This is a genomic window from Bradyrhizobium sp. TM102 (assembly GCF_009176685.1).
Taxonomy (GTDB): domain Bacteria; phylum Pseudomonadota; class Alphaproteobacteria; order Rhizobiales; family Xanthobacteraceae; genus Bradyrhizobium; species Bradyrhizobium ottawaense.
In genome coordinates, this window is the sequence record NZ_AP021855.1 from 771651 (window position 1) to 790560 (window position 18910).

An 18910-nucleotide genomic window follows, 5' to 3' on the forward strand; every position below is an offset into this window, starting at 1 on the left:
CGGGATCGGCGTTGGCCGGGCCTGCCAGCTGCACGACGGTCGGAGGCGCGGCCACCTGCAGCGGCGATCAATCGGCTGGAATCGGTGCCGCCGATTTCGATCAGGCCGCGGTCGGCACGCTCAACGTCAATGCGCTGACGACCGACATCGCGCCGGCTTCAGGCGTCGCCGCCATTTCCTACAGTCGCGGCGGTGGCAGCATTACGATCAATACTGACCTCTCGCAGCGGACGATCAAGACGACAGGCATCACCGACGCAGTCTCCGCCTCGACCGACGGCGACGTGACGATCAATCACGCAGGCAACATCAGCTCGGCCGGCGGCGCCGGCATCTACGTCACCACGACCGGCGGTTTCTTCGGTACCACCGACATAAGGATCACCAGTAGCGGCACGATCGACGCGTATAGCGACGGCATTCACGCGCGATACCAAGGGCCTGGAGGAAGCAACGGCAACATCGTTGTCGCGCACACGGGTGACATCACGTCCAGGACGACCTACGGGGTATTCGCCGAAACACGCGCTGCCACGGTAAGCGTCACGACACTCGGAAACATCAACGCTGCTGCCAGCGGAATTCTGGCCGCCGCCGACTTCGGGGTTACCGTCAGCAGCACGGGAAACATCACAGGTGCCAGTGGGATCGCTGCATATTCCGTCTTCGGCGACATCGCTGTCTCGCAACGCGGCGACATGGCCGTGACACTCGACGGAATCTTCATCGACAACTCGAGCGCCTCCGCGACGGTCGTGAATAACGGCAACATCTCGGCTGGACGCAACGCACTGTTCATAGCGGCGGGGGACAGCATCAGCATCACCAGCCGCGGCGACCTCACTGGCCGCGATACGGGCATCGCCGCGACCGGAATGGGTGTCGGGGTAAACAGCGTCGGCAACATCGCCGCGAGCCACGGCTCCGGCATGTACATCGTCGGGCAAGCTGCAGTCGGGGTCACCAGCCGGGGAAACATCAGCGCGACCGACTATGGCATCTTCGCGCTCATGTCGAACGTGCCCGGATACTTCGCGACGGTGGACAGCACCGGCGACATTGTCTCGACCGCAGGCGAAGGAATTCGCGTTCAATCGCACGGCGGCTTCGCCTCCCTCATCAGCCGCGGGACTGTCAGCGCATTTGCCGATGGCATTCACGCCTATGCACCCGGCGATGTCACGGTGACCAGCATCGGCACTGTCTCGTCGGCCTCAGGCAACGCCATCAACGCGAGCGGGGGCGGTAATCTCCAGGTCACGGTCAGCGGAGGCGTCTTGTCCGGCGCGCTGACGGGCATCCGGCTGGACGGCGGCGCAACCAACACCGTCACCATCGGCGCGACGGCGAAGGTCGCCGGCGGGCTCAATGCCGTGCTGGCAACCACCGGCAACGACACCGTGAACAATTCCGGCATCGTCATCGGCAATGTCGCGCTCGGCGGCGGCAGCAATGCCTTCAACAATCTCGCCGGCAGCGTGTTTGACAGCGGTGCGACGGTGGACCTTGGCGCCGGCAATCTGCTGAGCAACGCCGGCACGTTGGCGCCGCTTGGCGTCGGCACGGTCGGCACCACGACGCTGACCGGCGATTTCGTCCAGGGCGCGAGCGGCCGGTTCGTCGTGGACGTCGCCGGTCACGCCGCCGACCGGCTCGACGTCACGGGCACGGCGAGCCTCGGCGGCAAGGTGGTCGTGGATCCGACCGCGCGCCTTGCGACGACGACGACCTACACGATCGCGAGCGCGGGCAATTTGAACGGCAGTTTCACGGGTGTGGATTTCCTGACCGCAAACAGCTTCGCGCGCAATGCGCGGCTGAGCTACGCCGGCAACGACGTGCTGCTGACGCTCGATCCCGGGCTGCTGTCGTATACGCTGCCCGCCAATGCCAGCGTCAATGTGCGGAACGTGGCGGCGGGGATGGACGCTCCGCTGATATCAGGCGCGGCGCTGCCGGGGGGCTTCAACCCGCTGTTTGCGTTGGCCGGCACGCCCTTGATGGGCGCCCTGACGCAAGCCTCGGGCGAGACTGCGACCGGCGCGCAGCAGACGACCTTCAACGCCATGAACCAGTTCATAGGCACGCTGACCGATCCCTTCCTGGCCGGGCGCAGCAATCCTCCGCCGGCGGCTGGCGCGACGGGATACACAGCCGACGATGGTGACGTGCTGGCTTATGCCGGCGGCCGCAAGCTTAACCGCGACCGGCGCGACGCCTACGCCGCGATCTCTGGCAAGGCGCCGCCTGCGCTGACCTTCGAGTCCCGCTGGAGCGTTTGGGCTGCGGGCTTCGGTGGCTCGCAGACCACCGACGGCAACGCGGCGTTCGGCTCCGGCAGCGCCACCAGCCGCATCGCCGGCGCGGTCGCGGGTGCGGACTATTGGCTCTCGCCGAATACCGTGGCCGGCTTTGCGCTCGCCGGCGGCGGCACCAGCTTCTCGGTCACGAATGGCGGCACCGGCCGCTCCGACCTGTTCCAGGCCGGCGCCTTCGTGCGGCACAATGCCGGCGCCGCCTATGTCACGGCCGCTCTGGCCTATGGCTGGCAGGACGTCACCACCGATCGCACCGTCACCATCGCCGGTGCGGATCATCTCCAGGCCCGTTTCAAGGCCAACGCCTATTCCGCTCGGATCGAAGGCGGCTATCGCTTCGTGGCGCCGTGGATCGGCGGTGTCGGCATCTCGCCCTATGCGGCGGCCCAGTTCACGAGGTTCGACCTGCCGGCCTATACCGAGCGGGCGGTCACCGGCAATGACACGTTCGCTCTCAGCTACGCTTCGGACGCCGCCACCGCCGGCCGCAGCGAATTCGGCCTGCGCAGCGACAAGTCCTTCGCCATGGCCGACGGCATCGCCACGCTGCGCGTTCGCCTCGCCTGGGCACACAATTTCAATCCCGACCGTTCGATCGGCGCGACCTTCCAGGCGCTGCCCGGTTCGAGCTTCGTGGTCAACGGCGCAGCGCAAGCCGCCGATGCCGCGCTCGTCACCGCGTCGGCGGAGAAGACTTGGCTGAACGGCTGGTCCGCGGCAGCGACATTCGAGGGCGAGTTCTCGAGCGTCACGCGCAGCTATGCCGGAAAGGGCGTCGTGCGATATGGGTGGTGAAGCCTGCGCCGGGCAGGCCGGGGTGGTCAGCTCATGACCAGCCTGCGCACCGCGTCAGATTCCGAGGGACACGAAAGCGCAATCTGGAAGGCGCCCAGCCCTGGCGTCGAGAAGCTTGCCAGAACCGTGATCCGCGGCTCGATCACCGTCAACGTGGTCGCCTCGATGGGCGTCTTCCACCCTGCGCTGCTGCCTGCAGAGTGGAGCTATCTGCAACAGGCTGTCGCGCTCCTGATGTGGGTCATCCTGATCTACGCCAGTGCCTTCGTGCGTCCTTGCCTGCGCGTGCAGCCCAATCCTGACCTCATCGCGCTGGTGGCATTCTACGCCCTTGCCGCCATGTCGGTTCTCTGGACCAGCCTCGCCGCTGCAGCGATCATGAAGAGTGCGGCTCTCGTGATAACGACTTTCGGCGCGTACTGCCTCATTATCCGTATCGACGTGGACGAGATCGTCGGATCGACGGCACTCGGGTTCTTCATTCTGGTCGCCGCCTCGGCCTTGTGTGCCATCTTCGTGCCCGAGATCGGCGTCGACCAGAGCTGGATGCACAACGGCCAGTGGCAAGGAATCTACGAATCGAAGCAGACGCTCGGTTTCATCAGCGCATATCTGATGTTCTTTGCCTGCTATCAGAAGATGACCGGGCAGGGATGGATCGCTTTTCTCGCGACGTTTCTCCTGGCATCGACGTGCGTCATCGCCTCGGAATCCCGTGGTGCCGGCGCCGTCGCCGTCGCCGCTTGTGGACTGCTGGTGACCTCGATGTGGTCGATCCGCTGCATGAGAATCTATGCGGTGCTGCCATTCATCATGTGCATCCTGGCCGCCCTGCTGTTCCTGTATTTCTATCTGACGGGGTACGATTCCTTTCATCTCGGCGGTGAATCGACCATCGACTTGACCGAGCGGACCTTCATTTGGCAGTACGCCATCAGCCATTTCAACGACGCGCCCCTGCTGGGCTTTGGCATCAACGGATTCTGGACGCGCCCTTCGATTTACGACTATTTCAACCAGAACCATGGCTGGGTGCTCGACAATTATCATAGCGGTTACATCGCGGTGCTGATCGAAACGGGGTTTCTGGGATATTTGCTGTTCGTCGCGAGCGTCTATCTGTTTTCGGAAAAGGTCCTGTACTTGATCGCCACCCGGTCGATCGATCGCTCCCATTGCGCTCTCATCATCGGATTTGTCGTCCTGAGCTTTCAATCGAACTTCACGGAGACGATGTTCCTCCGCTCGACGATGTTCACGTCGGTGCTTCTCGTCGCGTTCTTCTTCGCGGTGTGCAGGCCGGTGTCGCAGCAATCCCTGCTGCCATGATGGAGAAAGCAGCATGAATGCCATCTGCGCCCGCTGGTCGGTGACCTTCGGCCTCACCTTGGCGATAGCCATGCTCGCGATCTGCTCTCGGGCTGACGCAGCCAAACAGGGCATCGCGCGCGCCCCAGGAGAGTTGGGGCGCGGCATCAACATCCTCGGCTACGACGGCATCTGGGAGGGAGGCCGGAACGCGCCATTTCGTCTGGACAACCTCACGGCCATCCGAAAGGCCGGGTTCTCGCACGTTCGGATCAATTTCTTCGGCTTCAAGTTCATGGGCGAAGGGAATCTGCTGGATGAAATCGTCTTGAGGCGGCTTGATGCCGTGATCGAGGAGGTGCTCGCCCGGAAGCTCATCCCCATTCTCGACGAGCACGATACGGATACCTGCCAGCGCGACGTGTCCGCATGCGCCGAGAAGCTGAAGGCATTCTGGACGCAAATCGCCGAGCGCTATGCCGGAAAATATCCGAAGCTTGTCTTCGAGGTCCTCAATGAGCCCGGCGGGCAGATGACGTCGCCCAGTTGGAACGCCCTTCTGAACGAGTGTCTCGGCATCATCCGCACCAGCAACCCAGGGCGGACGGTCATTGCTGCCGTTCTCAACGTCGATGACATGCCGGTCGAGGAGCTGGCCCTGCCATCAGGTGACAGAAACCTCATCGTCACGTTTCACTATTACGCGCCGATACGCTTCACGCATCAGGGTGCACCGTGGTCCCCAACGTTTTCGCGGCTCGGGCCGCTCGATTGGGGCACCCCGGAGGATGAACGGAAGGCCCTCGCCGACTTCGAAAAGATTCGTAGCTGGTCCGAAAAAGAAAAGCGCCCGATCTATCTCGGCGAGTTCGGCGTGTACGAGCGCGCTCCGACGGATGCCCGGACGCGATATCTGTCGTTCGTGGCGCGAAGTGCGGATCGGCTTGGTTGGGCATGGGCCTATTGGCAGTTCGACCATGATTTCGCGGCCTTCGACAGCGCGCGTCAAACCTGGAAGCCGGACGTCCTGCCGGCGCTGATCCCGGCGGTGCGTTGAAGCGCGTGTTCGGGATTCGAGAGTTGAGCCCGCTGCGGCCTCACCCTCATTGCTTCGTCGCACCAGCGCAAAATTGCTTTGCAATTTGTCGCGGGCTCCTCGCAATGACAATGTGGGAGCGTCATCGTGTCAAAATGAAAACGGGCACGCCTTCGCAAGAAGGCATGCCCGCTGGAAACTCTATTCGTGCGACGTGCGCTCAGTGCACGCTGACGGCTTGCAGCTCGTTGCTCCAGGCATTGGCGATCGCAGCTTCCCGGCTGTCGGTCAGCATGATCGGCGTGCCGTCGGCGGCGTGGAGCGCAAAGAGCTTGAGGCCCGGCGCGATTTTCGGCGCCTCGGGAAACAGGCCCGGCACATCCTCGGAGCGGATCTGCTTCACATAGGCGATATGGCCTTCGCCAAGGGTTGCCAGCGTCTCGGGCGAGACATTCTTGGCTTCGTATTCGAACGCAACGTGACCTTCACTCATGGTCTCGACTCCTCTGGAACACTAAGCGGTCGAGTCCGCTACTCGTTCCATTATTCGTGCTCATTGATAGCGATTGTCTTAACGATCCTCTCCGGTTCAGGCCGGGCCAGATCGATCGACAACAACCCGTTCTTCAGATCCGCACCCAGCACCAGCATCCCCTCCGCCAGCACGAAGGTGCGCTGGAAGTGGCGCGCGGCGATGCCGCGATGGATGTATTGCCGGGTCTTGTCGTCCTGCTGCCGCCCGCGGATCACGAGCTGGTTTTCCTCAATGGTTACATCGAGTTGGTCGCGCGTAAATCCGGCGACCGCCAGCGTGATACGTAAGCGCTCGGGCTGGCCGTCCGCGCCGCCACACCTCTCGATATTGTAGGGAGGATAGCCGTCGGCGCCTTTGACGACGCGATCGAGCACGCGCTCAATCTCGTCGAAGCCCAGCAGGAACGGACTGGATAACGTGGGAACACGAGACATAGTTTACAAAGTCCTCGCAGAAGCGACTTTGGTGCATCAGGGCCCTGAGAGGCGCCCCTTGATCAGCAATATGGGCATGTTCCCGTGTTGGTTCAAGCAGGTAGCCGGGAAGCTGTGGATTGGCCATTTCCTGTCGTCATGCCCGGGACAGGCCCGCGCATGACGACATCAGGCGGGCCATTTATCTCAACAAAAACAGACCCCCTTGTACTGTGCATGGGGTTGTTTTCGCGTTTTGTGTTGTCCGGCCTTTCGGAACCGATCAGGCCTCCAGCCGCGTCCGCCCGTCGCCGCTGAACAAATGCAGCTTCGCCCGCAGCGCCGCGACGCGGATTTTCGCGCCGATGGCGGGAGCCTCGGTTCCGGGAATGCGGACGATGATCTCGCCGGGCGGCAACTCGCCCGGCGTGGCGGCGACACGCTGCTCTTCCTGCTCGCGCGAGCCGTAGACGAAGGTTTCGGCGCCGACGCGCTCGATCGCCTCCACCGTCAGCGGCAAAGCGACACCGCCGCCCGGGGTCTGGTCGGTGATGACGAAGTCTTCCGGGCGGATGCCGAGAATGCCGGCGTCGGCCGCCGCGCTGCCCGCAAGCTGCGACCTGATCTCCTCCGGGCGCGTCGACATCAAATTCATCGGCGGCGCGCCGATGAAGGAGGCGACGAAGGTGGTTGCCGGCTTCTCGTAGATCGCAAGCGGATTTCCGACCTGCTCGACCTGGCCGCCGTTCATCACCACAAGGACGTCGGCGAGCGTCATGGCTTCGAGCTGGTCGTGGGTGACGTAGATCGACGTCGTGTTGAGCCGGCGCTGCAATTTGCGGATCTCGACGCGCATCGCGATGCGGAGTTTCGCATCGAGGTTCGACAGCGGCTCGTCGAACAGAAACACCTTCGGCTGGCGCACGATGGCGCGGCCCATGGCGACGCGCTGACGCTGGCCGCCGGAGAGCTGACGCGGCTTGCGCTCCAGCATCGGCGTGAGCTCGAGCACGCGTGCGGCTTCGTCGACGCGGGACTTGATCTCGGCTTCCTTCATGCCACGGTTGCGCAGGCCGTAGGCCATGTTGTTGTAGACGCTCATATGCGGATAGAGCGCGTAGTTCTGGAACACCATCGCGATGTCGCGATCGGCGGGCTCGACCTGGTTGACCACACGTCCGCCGATATCGATCTCGCCGCCGGTGACGGTCTCGAGGCCCGCGACCATGCGCAGCAATGTCGACTTGCCGCAGCCGGAGGGGCCGACCAGCACGCAGAACTGTCCGTCGCCGACATCGACGTTGACGCCCTTGATGGCCTCGAAGCCGCCGAGATAGGTCTTGCGGACGTTGCGCAGGGTGACGTTAGCCATGAAAACTCACTTCTTACTTTTCCGTCTCGACGAGGCCGCGCACGAACAGTTTCTGCATGACGACGACGACGAACACCGGCGGCAGCATGGCCAGCATGGCGGTCGCCATCACGATCGGCCATTCGGTCAGCGCGTCGGTGGTGGTGATCATCTTGCGGATGCCGACCTGGATGGTCTGCATGTCGTCGCGGGTGGTGATGAGCAGCGGCCAGAGATATTGATTCCAGCCGAGGATGAACAGGATCACGAACAGCGCCGCCATGTTGGTGCGCGACAGCGGCAGCAGCGTGTCCCAGAAGAAGCGCAAGGGGCCCGCGCCGTCGATGCGCGAGGCCTCGAGCAATTCGTCCGGCACCGTCATGAAGAACTGTCGGAACAGCAGCGTTGCGGTGGCCGAGGCGATCAGCGGCAGCGCGAGGCCCGCATAGCTGTCGAGCATGTGCAGATCGGCGACGATCTTGTAGGTCGGATAGATGCGGACCTCGACCGGCAGCATCAGGGTGATGAAGATGATCCAGAAGATCGGCATCCGGAACGGAAAGCGGAAATACACGATCGCATAGGCCGAGATGATCGAGATCGCAATCTTGCCGACCGCGATCAGCAGCGCCATCACCAGCGAGTTCAGCATCATGTTGCCGACAGGCTCGCGGGTCGAGCCGCTCGTGCCGACGAAGATGGTTTGATAATAGGTCTCGAAGAAATGACCGCCCGGCAGCAGCGACATCTGCCCGTTCGCGATCAGCGCATTGTCCTGGGTCGAGGCGACGAACGCGATGTAGACCGGGAAGGCGACGATCGCGATTCCGATCCAGAGAATGATGTGCGCGACGTAGCGCCGAAAGCCCTCTTCCTCGACCATCAGTAGGTCACCTTGCGTTCGACGAAGCGGAACTGGATTCCCGTCAGCACGATGACCATCACCATCAGGATCACCGATTGCGCGGCGGAGCTGCCGAGATTGCCGCCGAGCAGGCCGTCGGAATAGACCTTGTAGACCAGCGTCTCGGTCGACTTGCCGGGACCGCCGCGGGTCATGGTGTCGATGATGCCGAACGTGTCGAAGAAGGCGTAGACGATGTTGACGACCAGCAGGAAGAAGATGGTCGGCGACAGCAGCGGGAAGGTCACGGTCCAGAACCGGCGCATCGGACGGGCACCGTCGATCGCGGCGGCTTCGAGCACGCTTCGCGGGATGCTCTGCAGACCGGCGAGGAAGAACAGGAAATTATAGGAGATCTGCTTCCAGGCGGCGGCGAGGATGATCAGGGTTGCCGCCTGGTCACCGTCGAGCAGCGGATTCCAGTCGACCCCGATCGCGCGCAAATAGCGCGCGATGATGCCCAGCGAGGGATGCAGCATGAAGATCCAGAGCACGCCGACGACCGGCGGCGCCACCGCATAGGGCCAGATCAAGAGGGTGCGGTACAGCATCGAGCCGCGCAGGGGCTTGTCCGCCATGACGGCGAGCAGCAGCGCAAAGGACAACGACGAGACCGCGATGGCGAAAGAGAAGAAGAAGGTGCGGAGGATCGCCTCGAAATAGGCGGGCTCCCTGAACAGGTCGAGATAGTTCTCGAACCAGACGAAGCTCGTCGACAGACCGAAGGCGTCCTGGAGCAGGAACGACTGGATCACCGCCTGCAGGGCCGGCCAGTAGAAGAATAGCAGGACGATCGCGAGCTGCGGGGCAACCAGCGCGTAAGGCAATAGCCTGGATTGGAAAATGGCTTGCTTCTGCATGGTGTCCGCCGAAAGCGGCAGGCCGGGGGACCGGCCTGCCGCTCATCGCCTCACTTGACGGCGGTCTTTTCGAACTGCCGCAGCATCGTGTTGCCGCGCTCGACGGCGGCATCCAGCGCCTGCTTGGCGGTCTTCTTGCCGGCCAGCGCCTGCTCGATCTCTTCCGACCAGACGTCACGCAGCTGAACCATGTTGCCGAGGCGCAGACCGCGCGAGTTCTCGGTCGGCTCCTTGTTGGTCAGCTCCAGCAGCGGGGTCTCGAGATAGGGCTGGTCCTTGTAGAAGCCCTCGGCCTTGGCTTTCTCATAGGCCGCCTTGGTGATCGGCAGATAGCCCGAGGCCTTGTGGATGTAGACCTGGCGATCGGTGTCGGAGAGGAAGGTCAGGAATTTTGCGACGCCCTTGTATTCGTCGGCCGGCTTGCCGCCCATGACCCAGAGCGAAGCGCCGCCGATGATCGAGTTCTGCGGCGCGCCCTTTGCCTCCGGATAATACGGCATCGGCACCGCGGTGAAGTTGAACTTGGCCTGGGCCTTGACGTTGCCGAAGAAGGCCGACGAGGTCAGGTAGATCGGGCATTCGCCCGAGGTGAAGCGGCCTTCGCCGGTGTTGGTACGGCCGGCATAGTCGTAGACCTTGGTCTTCTGGAGCTCGACCAGGTTTTCGAGATGCTTGACCTGGAGCGGCCCGTTGAACTCGAGCTTGGTGTCGAAGCCGTCGAGGCCGTTGGCCTTGCTGGCGAGCGGGACGTTGTGCCAGGCGGAGAGCTGCTCGAGATTGACCCAGGTGACCCAGGAGCCGGAGAAGCCGCAGGTGTCATGACCGGCAGCCTTCAGCTTCTTGGCGGCCTCGAACGTCTCGGGCCAGGTCTTCGGGATCGCGACATTGGCCTTCTTCAGCTCGTCGAGATTGACCCACATCACGGTGGACGACGAGTTGAAGGGGAACGACAGCATCTCGCCCTTCGAGGTCGAGTAGTAGCCGGTGATGGCGGGCAGGTAGATCTTGGGATCGAACTTCTCGCCGGCCTCGGCCATCAGCTTGTAGACGGGCTTCACCGCGCCGGTCGCAGCCATCATGGTGGCGGTGCCGACCTCGAACACCTGCATGATGTGCGGCGCGTTGCCGGCACGAAACGCCGCGATGCCCGCGTTCATGGTGTCGGCGTAATTGCCCTTGTAGGTCGGAACGACCTTGAAGTCGCTCTGCGACGTGTTGAAGTCGTTGGCGAGCTTGACGATGACGTCGTTGTTGGCGCCGGTCATCGCGTGCCACCACTGGATTTCCGTCACGGCCAGCGCCGGCGACGCCGTCATGCCAACCGTGAGTGCAAATGCGGCAGCCACCCCAAAGTGTCGAAGAGCCATCAAGTAAACCTCCCTTGGCCGTCAAAAGAAGCGCTTGCGCTAGCAGCGCCATATGACGTTCACATGACTGTGTAAGCGGCCGAAACGAAAGCGGCAAGCGCTGGAAAAGGGAAGACGGCAAATAGGCGAAGACGGAGCGGCAGCCGCATTGGTTCGCGGTGCACTATCGTGCCCGCGCCGCACTGCGGCATCATTCGTCGGACGGAGGTGGTGGCCTCTACCGCTTGCGCTCGGGGCCGCAGACGGTGCCCTTCTCGACCATCGCGTCGATCTCGGCCTTGGAGTAGCCAAACTCGCCCAGCACCTCCTGGGAGTGCTGGCTGAATTTCGGCGGCAGCCGGCGCAGGCTCGGCTTGCTGCGGTCGAGCCGGATCGGCGAGGCGACGCCCTTGTACCAGTCCTTCTCGATAATATCGCCGCGCGCGATCGTGTGCGGGTTGGTCAACGCCTGGTCGATCTTCTGCACGGGCCCGGCGGGCAGGCCCGCGGCGAGCAGGCGATTGCACAGCGGCTCGGCCTCGTGCTGGCTGAACACGGCAGCAAGCTCGGCGCGCAGCGCCTCGCGATTGGCGATGCGGTCCTTGTTGCGGGCAAAGCGCGGATCGGTGCCGAGCTCGGGCTTGCCGATCTCCTTGGCGAGCTTGCGGAAGGTGCCGTCATTGCCGACACCGATGAAGATGTCGTCGGTCTTGGTCGGGAAGATCGCGTAAGGCACGAGGTTGGGATGCTCGTTGCCGGTGAGGCTCGGCGGCTTGCCATGCATGAAATAATTCGCGGTGTGCGGATGCATGATGGCAAGGCCGGTCTCGTACAGCGTCGTCTCCAGGAATTGGCCCTTGCCGGAACGCTGCCGCTCCGACAGCGCCATCAGGATGCCGATCGCCGCATAAAGTCCGGTGGTGATGTCGACCAAGGGCACGCCGATCCGCATCGGTCCGCTCTCGGGCGAGCCGGTCGCGGCGATCATGCCGGTCATGGCCTGGATGATGGCGTCATAGCCGGGATTGCCGCCGCGCGGGCCGTCGGCGCCGAAGCCGCAGATCCGGCAATGCACGAGGCGCGGGAATTTCTTGCTGAGCACGTCGTTGCCGATGCCCCATTTCTCCAGCGTGCCCGGCTTGAAATTCTCGATCAGGACGTCGGCGGTCTCCAGCATCTTGAGCAGCACGATGCGGCCGCCCTCGGAGGCGAGGTCGAGGCCGATCGAGCGCTTGTTGCGGTTGATTCCGACGAAATAGGCCGCGTCCTCCTCGTGGAAGGGAGGGCCCCATTCGCGCACCTCGTCGCCCGCGGGCGGCTCGACCTTGATCACGTCGGCGCCGTGGTCGGCGAGGATCTGGGTGCAGTAGGGACCGCCGAGCACGCGCGTGAGATCGATGACGCGCAATCCGCTCATTGCGCCCAATGCGGCTTCAGAACTGGCGGCTTCAGAACTCATGCCTTCGCTTCCCCTGTGTCGATATTTGGCCACAGGCCTAGCGAGGTTCGCACAAGCCAGCAATGGCCTGTTGCGTAGGGGCGTATGCACTGCCGGCCGCATGCCGCGGCATGGCAAATCAGGATTGGCAGATCAGCGGAAGCGGCCGGCCCGAGGGGGATCCCGGGCCAGCCAATCCGCACTTTCGATCAGACGACCGTCAGGCGAACGTCGACATTGCCGCGCGTGGCATTGGAGTACGGGCACACCTGGTGCGCCTTCTCGACCAGCGCCTCGGCTTCCGCGCGGGCGAGGCCCGGCAGCGAGACGGCGAGATCGATGTCGAGACCGAAGCCGCCCTCGGAGCGCGGGCCGATGCCGACGGTCGAGGTCACGGAGGCATCGGCCGGAACCTTCGGCCCACCCTGCGACGAGACGAACTTCATCGCGCCGATGAAGCAGGCCGCATAGCCGGCCGCGAACAGCTGCTCGGGATTGTTGCCGGCGCCGCCGCCGCCCCCGAGCTCCTTCGGCGTGGTGAGCTTGACGTCGAGCGCGCCGTCGAGGGTTGCAGCATGGCCATCACGGCCGCCGGTGGCCTTGGCGCTGGTCTTGTAGAGGACGTTCACGGACATTGTCGTCTCCTCGGGTCTTCCGGTTGGGGTGTGCTCTGTATCGCAAACAATTAGATTGCGCGCAATTGAAATTAGCGCGGCTCACATTTAATTGTTCGCAATTGAATGTGCCGCCCGCCGGCCCCAGAATGGGAGGAAATCCCGTGAGATTCTCCATGCCCCGGAAGCTATCGACCCTCGATCCGCAACGCCTCGACAATCAGATCTGCTTCGCGGTCTACTCGGCCGCGCATGCCTTCAACCGCGTCTACAAGCCGCTGCTGGACCGGCTCGGCCTGACCTATCCGCAATATCTGGTGATGCTGGTGCTGTGGGAGCGCGACGACGTGCCGGTCAAGGACATCGGCGAGCGGCTGTTCCTGGATTCGGGCACGCTGACGCCGCTGCTCAAGCGGCTCGAGGCCGCCCATCTCGTGCGGCGCACCCGCTCGAGCGAGGACGAGCGTCAGGTCCTGATCGCGTTGACGGCGCAGGGGCATGCACTGAAGGAAAAGGCCCGCAGCGTGCCGCAGTCGATCCTGGCGGCCTCGGACTGCTCAGTGTCGGAACTGGTGTCGATGAAGGACGAGATCGTCGCGCTGCGGGATCGGCTGAACGCGGTGATCGGGGAGTAGGGGGGTAGCGCGCGCGATCAGAAATGCTTCTTGGCAAAAGCGCGTCCCGATCCCGATTTCAGGTAACGCTCGAACGCGACAGCGCGAGGCATCGTCAAACGCGAAATAGGTCCGTATCCGCCATGGCCCATATTTCGAAGTGTGCGGTACCTCGCCGGCGTTGTGCTTTGCCAAACGAGCCCTCAGGTCGTCGGTAATTCCAACGTAGAAGTGCTCGGAATCGAGACTCTCGAGGATATAGATGTATTTCATCGCGCTCCCTCCCCGGAGGGTAGGATAGCAGCTTCGAGACACGTTTAGGGTGTTACCTCAGCCTGCAGTCGCAAGGGAGCAAACAGAGTGATTGCCGGCCCAAGTCCGCCGTCGCCCTTCGGGCTATGGCGGGACAGCCTTCGCTCACTTCGCTACGAGGGACTTCCGTAGGCTTGCCCAGCCGAAGCTCGCGAAGCGAGCGAAGGCTGGTGGAGCCAGGCGGGATCGAACCGCCGACCTCTTGCATGCCATGCAAGCGCTCTCCCAGCTGAGCTATGGCCCCTTAGTCCTTGTGGGGATCCTAGTGGATCACCCGTACCGGCGAGCCCTGGTGACTCGCGCGGTGCACCCTTTTTCACAGATCAGGGCTGATCTCAAGTCTCTTCATCACCTCCGACATCACCAATGATGTCGGTCACGTCCTCATCGCCCTCTTCTTCGTCGGCAATGAAGGTCGAATCATCGTCATCGTCGTCATCGAGGGTCTCATCGACCTCGATATCGTCCTCGGATTCGGGCACGGCGGCCTTGACCTTGCCGGTGTTCTCCTCGGCGTCGGCCTCCTCGAGCGAGACCTCCTCGACCTCTGCCGGCTCCGGCGTGGCGTCGGCCGTCGCTGCGTGCCGGGCTTCGGCGCCGCGGGGCATGCGCGCGGGCGCGACCGGGGCGATCGGCACGACTTCACCGGTATAGGGCGAGATCACCGGATTCTTGTTGAGGTCATAGAACTTCTTGCCCGTGGTTGGGCAAATACGTTTGGTTCCGAGTTCGGACTTGGCCACGGCAGGAATCCTGGGAATGTCTGAAAAGCGGTGTTTCACTTGGCTAGTTGGCGGCCCGCTGTCAATAGCGCATTACGGGAGAACGACATGCCCGTGACGAGGCGCTGACCATGTGGTACCTGCGCCCAGCGCCCTCGAGGGCGCATCCAAGGACACAATCGTGACCCATTCCGACCAAACGAGGCCGCTCCAGGCTCGCGCCAGCGGGCCGCTGACCGGGAAAGTACGGGTGCCTGGGGACAAGTCGATCTCCCACCGTGCCCTCATCCTGGGCGCGCTCGCGGTCGGCGAGACCAGGATTTCAGGTCTGCTGGAGGGCGAAGACGTCCTCAACACCGCCAAATCGATGCAGGCGCTGGGCGCCACCGTGGAGCGGACCGGCGATTTTGCCTGGAAAGTGCAGGGCGTCGGCGTCGCGGGCTTCGCCCAGCCCAAGGAAGCGCTGGATTTCGGGAACTCCGGCACCGGCTGCCGGCTGGTGATGGGCGCCGTCGCCGGCTGCCCGATCTCGGCGGTTTTCGACGGGGACGCCTCGTTGCGCAGCCGCCCCATGCGCCGGATCCTCGATCCCCTGGAAAAGATGGGCGCCAAGGTCATCTCCGGCAGTGAGGGCGGCCGCCTGCCCCTGACACTCCAGGGTGCCCGCGATCCGCTGCCGATCACCTACAAGACCCCGGTCGCCTCGGCCCAGATCAAATCGGCAGTGCTGCTGGCGGGCCTTGCCGCGCCTGGCATCACGACCGTCATCGAGACCGAGGCCAGCCGCGACCACACCGAATTGATGCTGAAGCATTTTGGTGCCGACATCACCTCGGCACAGGAGGGCGTGCACGGCCGCCGTATCACGCTCAAGGGCCAGCCCGAGCTGCACGGTGCCAATGTCGTGGTGCCGGCCGATCCCTCTTCGGCGGCTTTCCCGGTGGTCGCGGCGCTGATCGTCGAGGGCTCCGATGTCGTCCTGTCGGATGTCATGACCAATCCGCTGCGCACCGGCCTATTCACCACGCTGCGCGAAATGGGCGCATCGATCGAGGAGAGCGAAGTCCGCGGCGACGCCGGCGAGCCGATGGCGAAACTGCGCGTGCGGGCCTCGAAGCTGCGCGGCGTCGTGGTGCCGCCGGAGCGCGCGCCCTCGATGATCGATGAATATCTTGTGCTCGCGGTGGCAGCCTCTTTCGCTGAGGGCACCACGATCATGCGCGGCCTGCAGGAGCTGCGCGTCAAGGAATCGGATCGCCTGGAGGCCACCGCTGCCATGCTCCGCGTCAACGGCGTGAAGGTCGAGGTCTCCGGCGACGATCTGATCGTCGAGGGTCGCGGTCACGTCCCCGGCGGCGGCACTGTCGCGACCCACATGGACCACCGCATCGCGATGTCCGCATTGGTGATGGGCTGCGCCTCGGACCAGCCGGTGACCGTGGACGACACCGCTTTCATCGCCACCAGTTTCCCGGACTTCATTCCGATGATGCGTTCGCTAGGGGCCGAGTTTTCATGATCATCGCCATCGACGGACCCGCGGCCTCGGGCAAAGGGACGCTCGGCAAGCGTCTCGCGCACCATTACGGCTACCGTCACCTCGATACCGGCGTGATCTACCGTGCGGTGGCCTATGCCCTGATGCAGTCCGGTCACGATCTCCGGGACGAGGAGGCTGCGGTCGCTGCGGCGCTGGAACTCGATCCCGAAAAGTTCGGCAATCCGGCCCTGAAGACCCAGAAGGCCGGCGAGGGCGCCTCCATCGTCTCGGCGATCCCCAGGGTTCGCGAGGCCCTGGTCAATTTTCAGCGGCAATTCGCCGCCGATCCGCCCGGAGCGGTGCTGGACGGCCGGGACATTGGAACCGTGATCTGCCCGCATGCGGACGTGAAGATCTTCGTCGTCGCCGATCCAAAAGTCCGAGCGCGCCGCCGGACCATGGAGGCCAAGGCGAGGGGCGAGGAGGCCGACGAGGCCGCCGTGCTCGCCGACATCATCCAGCGCGACGAACGCGACAAGAACCGGCCTATTGCGCCCCTGAAACCGGCCGCCGATGCTTACTTGCTAGATAACTCCCAACTGGATATAGAAGGCGGCGTCCGGGCCGCCATCGACATTATCGAGGCCGTCCGAGCGGGCCGGTCGCGGGGTTAAGCCGCCGCCGTCATTGGAGGAAGTGCCCGCTCCCGCTCTTTGAGGTCGATACCTCGGTCCCTTGTTTGGGGCCGACGCGATCCAGGCTCCGGACACAAGATTTCCACGTATCGAACGCGCGGGCCTCAGCCGGCCCGCTTCCGCTGTTCCGCCTATCAGGCCGGAGCAGCGAGCGGTCGCTCGAAGGTCTTGCGGACCTTCCGACACTGCGCGTGCGATGCGCCCATGAACCCAACGGCCGGCACGACATCCGCAACTGGAGAACAAATGGCTTCGACTTCTGCTGATACCTATAGCCCGTCGCGCGACGATTTCGCCGCGATGCTCGACGAGTCCTTCGCAGGTGGCAACCTGCAGGAGAGCTCCGTCGTCAAGGGCAAGGTTGTTGCAATTGAAAAGGACATGGCCGTCATCGACGTCGGCCTGAAGACCGAGGGCCGCGTCGCCCTGCGCGAATTTTCCGGCCCCGGCCGTGACAGCGAACTGAAGGTCGGCGACGAGGTTGAAGTGTTCCTCGATCGCATCGAGAACGCGCTCGGCGAAGCCGTGCTGTCGCGCGACAAGGCGCGCCGCGAAGAGAGCTGGGGCAAGCTCGAGAAGGCGTTCCAGAACAACGAGAAGGTCAACGGCGTCATCTTCAATCAGGTCAAGGGTGGCTTCACCGTCGACCTCGACGGTGCCGTGGCCTTCCTGCCGCGCTCGCAGGTCGACATCCGTCCGATCCGCGACGTTGCGCCGCTGATGAACAATTCGCAGCCGTTCCAGATCCTCAAGATGGATCGCCGTCGCGGCAACATCGTCGTGTCCCGCCGCACGGTTCTCGAAGAGACCCGCGCCGAGCAGCGTCAGGAGCTGGTGCAGAACCTCGAAGAGGGTCAGGTCATCGACGGCGTGGTCAAGAACATCACCGATTACGGTGCGTTCGTTGATCTCGGCGGCATCGACGGCCTGCTGCACGTCACCGACATCGCGTGGCGCCGCGTCAACCACCCGACCGAGGTGCTCTCGATCGGCCAGACCGTGAAGGTCAAGATCATCAAGATCAACCACGAGACGCACCGCATCTCGCTGGGCATGAAGCAGCTGCTGGACGATCCGTGGCAGGGCATCGAAGCCAAGTACCCGCTGGGTGCCCGCTTCACCGGCCGCGTCACCAACATCACCGACTACGGTGCGTTCGTCGAGCTCGAGCCGGGCATCGAAGGCCTGATCCACGTCTCCGAGATGTCGTGGACCAAGAAGAACATGCACCCCGGCAAGATCGTTTCGACCTCGCAGGAAGTCGAAGTGCAGGTGCTGGAAGTCGATTCCGTCAAGCGCCGCATCTCGCTCGGCCTCAAGCAGACCATGCGCAACCCCTGGGAGGTCTTCGTCGAAGGTCACCCGACCGGTTCGACGGTCGAGGGCGAGGTCAAGAACAAGACCGAGTTCGGTCTGTTCCTGGGTCTCGAGGGCGACGTCGACGGCATGGTCCATCTCTCCGACCTCGACTGGAAGCTTCCGGGCGAGCAGGTGATCGACAACTACAAGAAGGGCGACATGGTGAAGGCCGTGGTGCTCGATGTGGACGTCGAGAAGGAGCGCATCTCGCTCGGCATCAAGCAGCTCGAAGGCGACCCCTTCGCCGAGCCGGGCGATGTCAAGAAGGGCGCGGTCGTGACCTGCGAAGTGCTCGAAGTGAAGGAAAGCGGCATCGAGGTGAAGATCACCGGTACCGACTTCTCGACCTTCATCAAGCGCTCCGAACTCGCCCGTGACCGCAACGACCAGCGCGCCGAACGCTTTGCCGTCGGTGAGAAGGTCGATGCCCGCGTGATCCAGTTCGACAAAAAGGCCCGCAAGGTCCAGGTGTCGATCAAGGCGCTCGAAGTCGCCGAAGAAAAGGAAGCCATCGCGCAGTACGGCTCCTCCGATTCGGGAGCAACGCTCGGCGACATCCTCGGCACCGCGCTCAAGAACCGCGACAGCAAGTAAGCGAACCTTTCGGTTCGCCAGACATCGAAGCCCCGGCGCGAGCCGGGGCTTTTTTGTTGCCGCCTCCACAAACTCCGCTGTCGTCCCGGACAAGCGCGCTCAAAGCGCGCGTAGATCCGGGACCCATACCCACAGGGAGTGGTTTGACGAAGACTCGGAGTGGGCGTCTCGCGTCACACTCCGCCCTGCGGGTATGGGTCCCGGCCTTCGCCGGGA

Annotated in this window: 16 protein-coding genes, 1 tRNA gene and 1 pseudogene; 7 read left to right on the top strand and 11 right to left on the bottom strand. The window is 63.6% G+C overall.

Going from position 1 to position 18910, the window contains the following annotated elements; all coding sequences use genetic code 11:
• The first annotated feature begins 11 nt into the window (after window positions 1–11).
• The 3 genes from GDN70_RS03675 to GDN70_RS03685 are packed head-to-tail and all read left to right on the top strand — an operon-like array spanning window position 12 to window position 5478.
• A complete protein-coding gene (locus tag GDN70_RS03675) occupies window positions 12–3113 on the top strand; it encodes an autotransporter domain-containing protein (protein WP_152102170.1) in 3102 nt (1033 codons plus the stop codon).
• A gap of 33 nt (window positions 3114–3146) precedes the next feature.
• Window positions 3147–4442, top strand: coding sequence for an O-antigen ligase (locus GDN70_RS03680; protein ID WP_152102171.1), 1296 nt, complete (start codon window positions 3147–3149; stop codon window positions 4440–4442).
• Window positions 4443–4455: 13 nt separating this feature from the next.
• The gene (locus tag GDN70_RS03685; RefSeq protein ID WP_095424879.1) at window positions 4456–5478 is read left to right on the top strand and encodes a glycoside hydrolase family 5 protein; all 1023 of its coding nucleotides are present in this window, start codon (window positions 4456–4458) and stop codon (window positions 5476–5478) included.
• A 199-nt stretch (window positions 5479–5677) separates the two neighbouring features.
• Here the strand turns inward: GDN70_RS03685 and GDN70_RS03690 are convergent, their stop codons facing one another.
• The 8 genes from GDN70_RS03690 to GDN70_RS03725 form a co-directional block, all read right to left on the bottom strand.
• A complete protein-coding gene (locus tag GDN70_RS03690; RefSeq protein WP_007598581.1) occupies window positions 5678–5950 on the bottom strand; it encodes a DUF1150 domain-containing protein in 273 nt (90 codons plus the stop codon).
• A 50-nt stretch (window positions 5951–6000) separates the two neighbouring features.
• Window positions 6001–6426, bottom strand: a complete 426-nt coding sequence (locus tag GDN70_RS03695; protein WP_028139463.1) for an Hsp20 family protein — start codon at window positions 6424–6426, stop codon at window positions 6001–6003.
• A gap of 262 nt (window positions 6427–6688) precedes the next feature.
• The gene (locus GDN70_RS03700) at window positions 6689–7777 is read right to left on the bottom strand and encodes a sn-glycerol-3-phosphate import ATP-binding protein UgpC (RefSeq protein WP_028139464.1); all 1089 of its coding nucleotides are present in this window, start codon (window positions 7775–7777) and stop codon (window positions 6689–6691) included.
• Between the two features lie 13 nt (window positions 7778–7790).
• Window positions 7791–8639 (bottom strand): sn-glycerol-3-phosphate ABC transporter permease UgpE, encoded by an 849-nt coding sequence (gene ugpE, locus GDN70_RS03705; RefSeq protein ID WP_028139465.1) that lies wholly within the window; start codon window positions 8637–8639, stop codon window positions 7791–7793.
• A complete protein-coding gene (gene ugpA, locus GDN70_RS03710; protein WP_028139466.1) occupies window positions 8639–9520 on the bottom strand; it encodes a sn-glycerol-3-phosphate ABC transporter permease UgpA in 882 nt (293 codons plus the stop codon). Before ugpA ends, ugpE begins: the two co-directional genes overlap by 1 nt.
• A gap of 50 nt (window positions 9521–9570) precedes the next feature.
• A complete protein-coding gene (ugpB, locus tag GDN70_RS03715) occupies window positions 9571–10887 on the bottom strand; it encodes a sn-glycerol-3-phosphate ABC transporter substrate-binding protein UgpB (protein WP_028139467.1) in 1317 nt (438 codons plus the stop codon).
• A 217-nt stretch (window positions 10888–11104) separates the two neighbouring features.
• Window positions 11105–12325 carry a CaiB/BaiF CoA-transferase family protein gene (locus tag GDN70_RS03720; RefSeq protein ID WP_038972336.1) on the bottom strand — a complete coding sequence of 407 codons (1221 nt, stop codon included), beginning with the start codon at window positions 12323–12325 and terminating at the stop codon, window positions 11105–11107.
• Window positions 12326–12513: 188 nt separating this feature from the next.
• The gene (locus GDN70_RS03725) at window positions 12514–12939 is read right to left on the bottom strand and encodes an organic hydroperoxide resistance protein (RefSeq protein ID WP_018323436.1); all 426 of its coding nucleotides are present in this window, start codon (window positions 12937–12939) and stop codon (window positions 12514–12516) included.
• A gap of 155 nt (window positions 12940–13094) precedes the next feature.
• Here GDN70_RS03725 and GDN70_RS03730 point away from each other — a divergent pair, with 155 nt between their 5' ends.
• Window positions 13095–13553, top strand: a complete 459-nt coding sequence (locus GDN70_RS03730; RefSeq protein ID WP_028139469.1) for a MarR family winged helix-turn-helix transcriptional regulator — start codon at window positions 13095–13097, stop codon at window positions 13551–13553.
• A gap of 17 nt (window positions 13554–13570) precedes the next feature.
• Here the strand turns inward: GDN70_RS03730 and GDN70_RS03735 are convergent.
• The 3 genes and pseudogenes from GDN70_RS03735 to GDN70_RS03745 all read right to left on the bottom strand — a co-directional run bounded on the left by GDN70_RS03735 (window position 13571) and on the right by GDN70_RS03745 (window position 14587).
• Window positions 13571–13805, bottom strand: a pseudogene (locus GDN70_RS03735) (GIY-YIG nuclease family protein).
• Window positions 13806–14012: 207 nt separating this feature from the next.
• Window positions 14013–14088: transfer RNA gene (locus GDN70_RS03740), tRNA-Ala, on the bottom strand.
• Window positions 14089–14179: 91 nt separating this feature from the next.
• Window positions 14180–14587, bottom strand: a complete 408-nt coding sequence (locus tag GDN70_RS03745) for a TIGR02300 family protein (protein WP_018323433.1) — start codon at window positions 14585–14587, stop codon at window positions 14180–14182.
• 160 nt (window positions 14588–14747) lie between these two features.
• On the opposite strand from GDN70_RS03745, the gene aroA reads away from it, so the two are divergent.
• The 3 genes from aroA (at window position 14748) to rpsA (ending at window position 18694) form a co-directional block, all read left to right on the top strand.
• A complete protein-coding gene (gene aroA, locus GDN70_RS03750) occupies window positions 14748–16085 on the top strand; it encodes a 3-phosphoshikimate 1-carboxyvinyltransferase (RefSeq protein WP_038972341.1) in 1338 nt (445 codons plus the stop codon).
• Window positions 16082–16720, top strand: coding sequence for a (d)CMP kinase (gene cmk, locus GDN70_RS03755; protein WP_028139472.1), 639 nt, complete (start codon window positions 16082–16084; stop codon window positions 16718–16720). Before aroA ends, cmk begins: the two co-directional genes overlap by 4 nt.
• A gap of 267 nt (window positions 16721–16987) precedes the next feature.
• Window positions 16988–18694, top strand: a complete 1707-nt coding sequence (gene rpsA / locus GDN70_RS03760; protein WP_028139473.1) for a 30S ribosomal protein S1 — start codon at window positions 16988–16990, stop codon at window positions 18692–18694.
• The last annotated feature ends 216 nt before the right edge of the window (window positions 18695–18910 follow it).

Coding starts and splice junctions, on each gene's coding strand:
- GDN70_RS03700 (WP_028139464.1), bottom strand. CDS start 7,777: ATGGCTAACGTCACCCTGCGCAACGTCCGCAAGACCTATCTCGGCGGC.
- ugpB (WP_028139467.1), bottom strand. CDS start 10,887: ATGGCTCTTCGACACTTTGGGGTGGCTGCCGCATTTGCACTCACGGTT.
- GDN70_RS03725 (WP_018323436.1), bottom strand. CDS start 12,939: ATGTCCGTGAACGTCCTCTACAAGACCAGCGCCAAGGCCACCGGCGGC.
- GDN70_RS03680 (WP_152102171.1), top strand. CDS start 3,147: ATGACCAGCCTGCGCACCGCGTCAGATTCCGAGGGACACGAAAGCGCA.
- GDN70_RS03685 (WP_095424879.1), top strand. CDS start 4,456: ATGAATGCCATCTGCGCCCGCTGGTCGGTGACCTTCGGCCTCACCTTG.
- cmk (WP_028139472.1), top strand. CDS start 16,082: ATGATCATCGCCATCGACGGACCCGCGGCCTCGGGCAAAGGGACGCTC.
- ugpA (WP_028139466.1), bottom strand. CDS start 9,520: ATGCAGAAGCAAGCCATTTTCCAATCCAGGCTATTGCCTTACGCGCTG.
- GDN70_RS03730 (WP_028139469.1), top strand. CDS start 13,095: ATGCCCCGGAAGCTATCGACCCTCGATCCGCAACGCCTCGACAATCAG.
- ugpE (WP_028139465.1), bottom strand. CDS start 8,639: ATGGTCGAGGAAGAGGGCTTTCGGCGCTACGTCGCGCACATCATTCTC.
- GDN70_RS03695 (WP_028139463.1), bottom strand. CDS start 6,426: ATGTCTCGTGTTCCCACGTTATCCAGTCCGTTCCTGCTGGGCTTCGAC.
- GDN70_RS03720 (WP_038972336.1), bottom strand. CDS start 12,325: ATGAGTTCTGAAGCCGCCAGTTCTGAAGCCGCATTGGGCGCAATGAGC.
- GDN70_RS03690 (WP_007598581.1), bottom strand. CDS start 5,950: ATGAGTGAAGGTCACGTTGCGTTCGAATACGAAGCCAAGAATGTCTCG.
- rpsA (WP_028139473.1), top strand. CDS start 16,988: ATGGCTTCGACTTCTGCTGATACCTATAGCCCGTCGCGCGACGATTTC.